Origin of the sequence: Photorhabdus aballayi, assembly GCF_026153155.1 — a bacterium.
Taxonomy (GTDB): Bacteria; Pseudomonadota; Gammaproteobacteria; order Enterobacterales; family Enterobacteriaceae; genus Photorhabdus; species Photorhabdus luminescens.
Genome location: NZ_JAPFCD010000096.1, coordinates 1 through 8,457, shown reverse-complemented (window position 1 = coordinate 8,457; position 8,457 = coordinate 1). Strand labels below are relative to the sequence as shown.

The window sequence follows — 8,457 nt, the reverse complement described above, 5'->3', positions numbered from 1 at the left end:
ACCGGGCGCAATATTGTGGATGTGGCGCATCAACAGATTGAGAAAAAATCGACAGACAATGAGAAGCACCCGGAGTTTGCGTTGGATGTGGCGGCACTGGGCGGCATGTATGCCCATAAAATTAGGCTAATAGGCACCGAAACGGGGGTGGGCGTCCATAATGCCGGCAATATCGGGGCCTCAGCCGGGGACGTGCATATTACCGCCGATGGCTGGATAGAAAATCGCGGCGCCATCAGCAGCCGTGACGGGCTGCAATTAACGTCGTCTGCCGATGTCACTAACGCGGGCAAATTGTTGTCACAATCATCGGTGAATTTACAGGCGGGCGGCGCGTTAAAGAATCAGGGCCGGGTAGAGGCCCGCAGCGATACCACCGTCACTGCGAACACGATACACAGCAGCCATGACAGCGTCTGGGCCGCTGGACTGGATGATAAGGGCAACACTACCCGCCCCGGCTCATTGACCCTGACGGCGCAACACGTTCAGGTCAATGGGAAAAATCTGGCAACCGATACGCTGGCCGTCCACAGTCAACAGATTGACCTGAGCGACAGCCAGACCGCCGCTAGCCAGATTCAACTCACCGCCGGCCAATCGGGGATAAGTACCGCTCGCGCCACCGTTAACGCAAACCGTTTGACTGCGAAAACGCCGGGCCAGTTAAACAACAACGGCGGCCAGTTAGTGGCGCGGGAAATCCGCCTCACGACGCCGGATATCGCCAACCAGCAGGGAAAAATTAACCAGACCGGTACCGGTGAACTGACGCTTAACACTCGCACCCTGAATAACCGTGGCGGTACCCTGTTCAGCCAGAGCAAACAACTCACGATTACCACGGACACGCTCGACAACCATCAGGGCAATATTGCCAGTCAGGGCGAGGACTTGCATTTGACCGCGCATCAGGCAGATAACACCCAGGGCACAGTGCAACTGGCGGGTAACGGGAAACTGTCACTCAACAGCCAACGCTGGCTGGGCAATAAGGGCAAACTGCTCACCAACGGCGCCCTGACGATACAAGCCGGTGATTTGCAACTGAACCACGCCGAAACGCAGGCCGGGCAGATTACTATCAATGCGGACACCCTGAGCCATCAACACGGTGTGATGCAACAACGCGGCAAAGATACGCTGTCCCTTACCACTCGGCTGCTGGATAACCAGCGCGGCACCATTGCCGGTAACGGTAACCTGAACCTTAAGGCGACAACCGTTGATAATGGTCACGGCAATATCATTGCGGCCGAAAATGGCGCATTGACGTTGACAGCCCAAGAAACCTTAAATAACCGGGCAGGCAATTTAGTCGGTAACGGGGGGCTGGACATTCACAGCCGACAACTCACCAACCGCAACGGCACTTTACAATCCGCCAATACCCTCCGTATCGACACCCACGGGCAGTTACTGGATAACCAAAACGGCTTAATCGTTGGCGAGGGGGAAACCACCGTGACCAGCGGCCCGCTGGATAACCGTCAGGGGCATCTGCAAGGCGGCCAGTTGGTTATTGACACCCGACAGGCGCAGACCGATAACCGGGGCGGCAAATTGTTATCCACGGACACGTTAACTCTGAACACTCACCAGCTCGACAATCGTCGCGGACAGGTGCAGGCCGTGGGCGACACCGTGTTGAATGTGAAGACCCAAACCGATAACACCGGCGGCCTTATCCGTGGCGGCACGCAACTCAGTCTGAACACCGCTCGCCTGATTAACCGTGACACGGCGCAGACGGATAAAGGACTGGAAGCGCACAACCTGACGGTCAACGCCCAACAGGCGGATAACAGTCAGGGGGCTTTACGGGCAGCTAACCGCCTGCAAGCGAATATCAGCCAGACCTTGAATAATATTCAGGGACTGGTCTCCGCCGGCAAACAGCTCACTATCAACAGCGAAACTCAGCAACCGCATCTGAGGATTAACAACCAACAGGGCACCTTGATTGCCGGGAAACAGGTGGATATTAACGCCGAAGCTCTCAGCGGTGACGGCCAACTGTTATCGCAGGGCGATATGGCGGTCACCTTAACCGAGGATTTTCACCATACCGGCAACACCGCGGCCAATGGTAATCTGACCCTGAAAACCAGCGGCAATCTCCGCAATGACCGCCAGATAAAAGCCGGTCGGGCGCTGCATCTTGACGCCCGCAATCTCACCAACAGCGCCGCCGGTGAAATCAGCGCCGGGCAAACGCAAATCAAGGTCCGCGATACGCTGAACAATACCGGACTGATTGACGGCGGTCTGACCCATCTCACAGCCAACACCCTGAACAATACCGGCGCCGGGCGCATTTACGGCGACCAGCTTGCCCTCCAGACGGGAACCTTGAATAACAGCGCACAGGACGGCAAAGCCGCCGTGATTGCCGCGCGTGACCGACTGGATATCGGCACCGGAACACTGAATAACAGTCACCATGCCCAGATTTACAGCGCAGGCGATATGCATATCGGCGGCCAATTGGACAACAGCCTGACAGCCACCGGTCAGGCCCATGAGCTCAATAACCACGCGGCGACAATTGAGGCCGGGAATAATTTGAAGATTCAGGCCGACCAGATTAACAACACCAACGCCGGTCTGGTGACTCAGGTCGTCGAAACGGAAAAATCGCAACATCACGATGTGGTATTGAGCGGCCAGACCACCCGCTATGACTGGTCGCAAGTGGACACTTCCCGCCACAATAAATACGGCGTGCACGATGCCATCATGCCGGACGGCAGTCGCAGTAATGACTTTTACGAATATCAGTACACCCGCACCGTGAATGAAACGCAGGTTAAACAGAGTGACCCCGGTAAAATTCTGGCCGGCGGCAATATCACGCTCAACAGTGCGCAGGTCACCAATCACGACAGCCAAATTGTCGCCGGCGGCGAGCTGAACGGCGAAATCGGCGAACTGCACAATATAGCGACTCAGGGCGAACGCATTACCACCGATAAAGGTCGCCAGACTCACTGGTATGCGAAAAAGAAACGACTTAAGCCCAGAGCACGGGGTACCAAAACTTCTCAGGGGAAAAGTCGCAGTAGTTATAACCCCGCGCCGGTGGTAGAAACGATTGACCTGAAAACGCTGGCCTGGCAGGACCATACTCGGCCACAGAACACCGATATCACAATTACGGACCGACAGACCGGCCAGATACACGCGGCCCCCACGGCGGTCAAACCGGTGAACGGGACAGACGCCCCGTCTCTGGCGGAAACGGTCAAAGGGCAAGCAATCGACCCGGCGATACGCGTGGTGACTCCCAGTACCCGCCTGCCGGATAACAGCCTGTATACCGTGCAGCCGGGCAGCGACAGCCACTATCTGGTCGAGACCGACCCGAAATTTACCCAGTATAAACAGTGGCTGGGCTCGGATTATATGCGGCAACAGTTAACGCACGACCCGGCGCTGGTCCACAAACGTCTGGGGGATGGGTTCTACGAACAGCGGCTGGTGCGGGACCAAATCACCCAACTGACCGGCCGGCGCTATCTGCCGGGCTACAACAACGACGAAGCGCAGTTTAAAGCGCTGATGGATGCCGGAATTGCCTTTGGCCAACAGCAACAGTTAACGCCGGGCGTCGCCTTGAGTCCGGCGCAGATGGCGCTGCTGACTTCGGACATTATCTGGCTGACGAACCAAACCGTGACCTTGCCGGATGGGACTACCGAAGTGGTGACCGTGCCGCAGGTGTATGCGCGTGTCCGTCAGGGCGACCTGAGCAGTGATGGCGCCTTGCTGGCCGGCAATACTGTGGCCCTTAACAGTCAGGGCGATATTACCAACAGCGGTACGATTAGCGGGCGTGACGTCACCCAACTGACCGCCAACAATCTGACCAACAGCGGCTTTATTCGCGGCGGCAAAGTGGATGTGACGGCTCAACAGACGCTCGCCAACCGGGGCGGCCAGATTCAGGGAGACGACCGGGTGACTTTGACAGGTCGCGATATCACCAGCGCATCGACTGTACGCGGGGATGAGGCTAACCGTTGGTTAGACCGTCCGGCAGGGATTTATGTGCAGAACGATAAAGGCGCCTTATTACTGAGCGCTATCAACAATGTGCAATTAACCGCCAGTGAGGTGAAGAACGCCGGTAAAGACGGTCACACCGAAATAACCGCAGGCCATAACCTGACGCTGGATACCCTGAGCACGCACCGTACAGAACAGGGCGACTGGGGGAAAGATAACTATCGCCATCTGACCCAACAACAGGATATCGGCAGCCAGATAACCGGTGCCGGTGAGGTGACCCTGCAAGCCGGGCAGGATTTGACCGCTGCCGCCGCTCACGTCAATGCCGGTCAGCAATTGACGGCGCAGGCCGGAAATAACCTGACATTGACAACCGGTACCGCCGCATCCGACTTGGTGGAGCACAGTAAGCAAACCAGCAAAGGCTGGCTGTCGAAGTCGTCAGTGGAAACCCACGATGAAGTGCATGACCGGCAGGCGCTTAGTACCACATTTAGCGGCGATAAAGTGACTTTACAGGCCGGTAAAGACCTGAATATTCGCGGCAGCAATGTGGCAGGCACGCAGGATGTCAGCCTGAACGCCGGTCATCAGCTTACCGTCGCCACCGCCGCAGAATCTCACGGTGAAACCCATTTACGGCAGGAGAAAAAATCGGGCTTGATGGGCACGGGCGGTATTGGTTTCACATTAGGCAAGGCCAGCCAGAAAGTCACCACTGATAGTGACAGCCAGCTGAGTAAAGGCAGCACGGTCGGCAGCAGCCAGGGCAATGTGGCGCTCAATGCAGGGGAACAGCTCCGTATTCACGGCAGTGAGGTGATTGCCGGTAAAGACCTGACGCTGACCGGCCAACAGGTCACGGTCACCAGTGCGGAAAACCGCAATCACACCACGACAAAAACCGAACAAAAACAGAGCGGCCTGACGGTAGCGCTGAGCGGCGCCGCAGGAGGCGCTATCAACAGCGCCGCGCAAACGGCCCATGAAGCGCAACAGACTGCCGACCCGCGAGTGAAAGCCCTGCAAAACACCAAAGCTGCTCTCAGCGGAGTGCAAGCGACTCAGGCTGCCCGACTGGCGGAAGCTCAGGGCAGCGACAACAGCAGCAATAACAACCTGGCCGGGGTGAGCTTGTCCTATGGTCGCCAGTCTTCCCGTTCAGAACAGCAGTATCGTCAGACCACCCAACAGGGCAGCCATCTCACTGCCGGGGATAACCTCACGATAACGGCGCTCGGTGACAATAAAGGGACATCAGGTTCGAACGGCGATATCCGCGTTCAGGGCAGCCAGTTACAGGCGGGCAAAGACCTGAAACTCAATGCGAGTCGGGATATTGCGCTCTCATCCAGCCAGAACACCGAACAGACCGCCGGTAAGAACAGCAGCCACGGCAGCTCGCTGGGCGTGGGCCTGACCGCCGGACCGGGGGGCACCGGTCTGAATGTTTCGGCTAATGTCAGTCGGGGCAACGGCCGTGAAAACGGCAACGGCGTCAGCCACCATAACACCACGTTACAGGCGGGACAGACTGTTGAGCTGAACAGTGGCCGGGATACCACGCTGAAAGGGGCGCAGGTGAAGGGTGAGCAAATTACCGCCGAGGTAAAACGCCATCTGTCATTGAGTAGTGAACAAGACAGCCAGCGCTATGACAGCCGACAACAGAATGCCAGCGCGGGCGTCAGTGCCACTGTGGGGCCCCTCGCCAACGGTACAGCAAGCCTCAGTGCCAGCCGCAACAAACTGCACAGCAATTACGATTCGGTGCAGGATCAGACTGGGCTGTTTGCTGGTCAAGGCGGTTATCAGGTTAACGTCGGCGACCACACCCAACTGGACGGTGCGGTGATAGCGAGTCAAGCCGACAAAACCAAAAACACCCTCAACACCGGGACACTGGGTTTTAAAGATATTCAAAATAAAGCGGACTTTACTGTTGAACAGCAGAGTGCGGGCGTCAGCCTTGGTCAGCCAACCACCGGTCAAGTGCTGAATAATCTGGCGGTTAATGCGCTGACGGGGGCCCATAATCAGGGCCATGACAGCAGTACCACGCATGCCGCCGTCAGTGACGGCAACCTGATTATCCGAGATAAGGACCACCAAACGCAGGATACCGCGAACTTAAGTCGCGATACCGATAACGCCGCCAATGTCCTGAGTCCGATATTTGATAAGGAGAAAGAGCAACAACGGCTGAAACAGGCGCAACTGATTGGCGAACTCAGCGCCCAGATGACCGAGATAGCCGGGACGGAAGGGAAAATTATCGCCACAAAAGCGGCGCAAGCAAAACTGGACCATATCAGTGAACAGGATAAAGCCGATGCCAGAGAAAAGTTGGTTAACCGGGGCAATCAACACCCGACTTCGGCGGATATCAACCAACAAATCTATGACACCGCTTACACGCAGGCGCTGAATGACTCCGGCCTGGGAACCGGCGGCAAATACCAGAAAGCGTTACAGGCAGCCACGGCAGCGATTCAAGGACTGGCGGGAAATAATCTCGGTCAGGCGCTGGCCGGCGGTGCTTCACCGTATCTGGCCGGCGTGATTAAAGATCTAACGACTGACCCACAAACCCATCAGGTGGATATCGCCACCAATACGCTGGCCCATGCGATTTTAGGCGCAGTGGCGGCGGAGGTGAGCGGTAATAATGCCTTATCGGGTGCAGCCGGCGCCGCTTCCGGTGAACTGGCGGCTCAGGTACTGATTAAGCAGCTTTACGGCGACAAGGCCAAAGTCAGTGAGTTAACGGAGGAGCAGAAACAGACCATCAGCACCCTCTCTACCCTGGCAGCCGGGCTGGCCGGCGGCATTGCCGGTAACTCTACCGGGAGCGCCGTTACCGGGGCACAGGCCGGGAAGAATTCGGTGGACAATAATGCCCTTAGCATGGGAAATCTGTTTGGTTCCGAAGGTGCTAAACATTTTGAAGGCGCGGGTTCACTGGCTCAAAAAATGGTCCAGTCTGGGGCAACACCCGAAGAAATAAACGCAGCCTTAACTCACTACTTGAAAGGACAAGTCCCCGATGGTCAGGACCCGGCAAAAGGCTTGATTATTGCGTGGGGTAACTTTTTTGGTGTTCCGTTGGATGTCGTGTTATCAAATGAGCAGATGACGCCACAGAAAGCGGCGGAAATTATTGCCGGTGGAATACCCAACAGTGAAGCGAAACTGATACAGTTTGCGGCAGCAAAAATGTATTTGTCTCTAAGTAAATACCAATCAACGGAATTAGTTGGGGGGAAAGGAAGTTCTCTGGCTGATAAAAATATTGCTGGAAATAAGACGACAAATCCTTCTGAAAAATTAGAGTGGAATTCATGGCAACATTATCAAAAAACTACTGTTGATGGACGGCAATACGCCAAAATTGGCGATCGTCTTTACTCACAACATGCTGTGGATAGAATGCAACCTTCCGGTCTCGGCTCACCATCTGGAACAACTGGAGCTGGTCGAAATGTGACACCTAATATCGTAGACTATGTAATTAAAAATGGTACTCCACAAAATAATGTTGTTAATGGTATTACTCGGACAACATATTGGAATGGTGATGTCGGTGTCGTTACTGAGAAAAATGGCAATGTAGTTGTGACAATTCTTCGTAGGAGTACAAAATGAATGATTGGCTTTACCCTGAAATAATTGAGTGTCTGAAAGGATCTTGTAAGGACTTTCTTGAAGGAAAGATAACAATACAAGATATTCAGTTAGAGATTTATAAAGCAGAAAATCAAGTGGTTGCACTTGAAGAAAAGTGGTTTCGCACAATTTTATTTGATGCAGAGAACGAGATCGAACTATTGACCTATACAGTTGATGAAAAACAGCTGGATGAATCAGTAATATCTATAATCAAAAATATTTTGAGTAATATAGGATAATTCCAAGTAATTTCTTACCTCTTGAACGGATATCTAGTTCAAGAGGTACGGTTTTTTTGAGATTGTTTGGGCAGCTGTTTTGTTCTACTCAGTCAGTATTAATCCATTGTGATAATACGCAACAAATTAGGGACGATGCTAAAGGACATGATTTTGGAGTAAATGATCTTCAAAATAGAGGACCTGACTTTAATGATGAAAAAGGGAATCACTATGACTATTGATATGATAGTTAGATATGCTGCTGATATCCGTAAAGATAATGATATTACTGATTTTAATTCTTTATTTATTACAACAGAGGATATTGAAGCAGTAAGCTGGGAGCTACTAAATATAAATCATGAAGAAGGTTTTGTACCACTTTTTACGAAAATGGTAAAAATGTTGGAGTTTTATAATGATAGAAGCTCTATTTATTTATATATATACTCGCTTAACTTGAAGATGCAGGATTCAGAATCTGGAAATTGTCATTAATACGGCACGACAGCCTCCCGGCAAGTTCCGGTAATATTTCCGTAAAAAAGCGATGTAT

Annotated in this window: 2 protein-coding genes and 1 pseudogene; all 3 read left to right on the top strand. The window is 53.5% G+C overall.

The window, feature by feature from the left end; genetic code table 11:
• Positions 1-6,921 (top strand): annotated as a pseudogene (locus tag OO184_RS24045) (hemagglutinin repeat-containing protein); the annotation flags it as partial.
• Positions 6,922-7,652: 731 nt separating this feature from the next.
• The gene (locus OO184_RS24040) at positions 7,653-7,919 is read left to right on the top strand and encodes a hypothetical protein (RefSeq protein ID WP_265381332.1); all 267 of its coding nucleotides are present in this window, start codon (positions 7,653-7,655) and stop codon (positions 7,917-7,919) included.
• A 213-nt stretch (positions 7,920-8,132) separates the two neighbouring features.
• Positions 8,133-8,399, top strand: coding sequence for a hypothetical protein (locus OO184_RS24035; protein WP_265381333.1), 267 nt, complete (start codon positions 8,133-8,135; stop codon positions 8,397-8,399).
• Positions 8,400-8,457 lie beyond the last annotated feature (58 nt).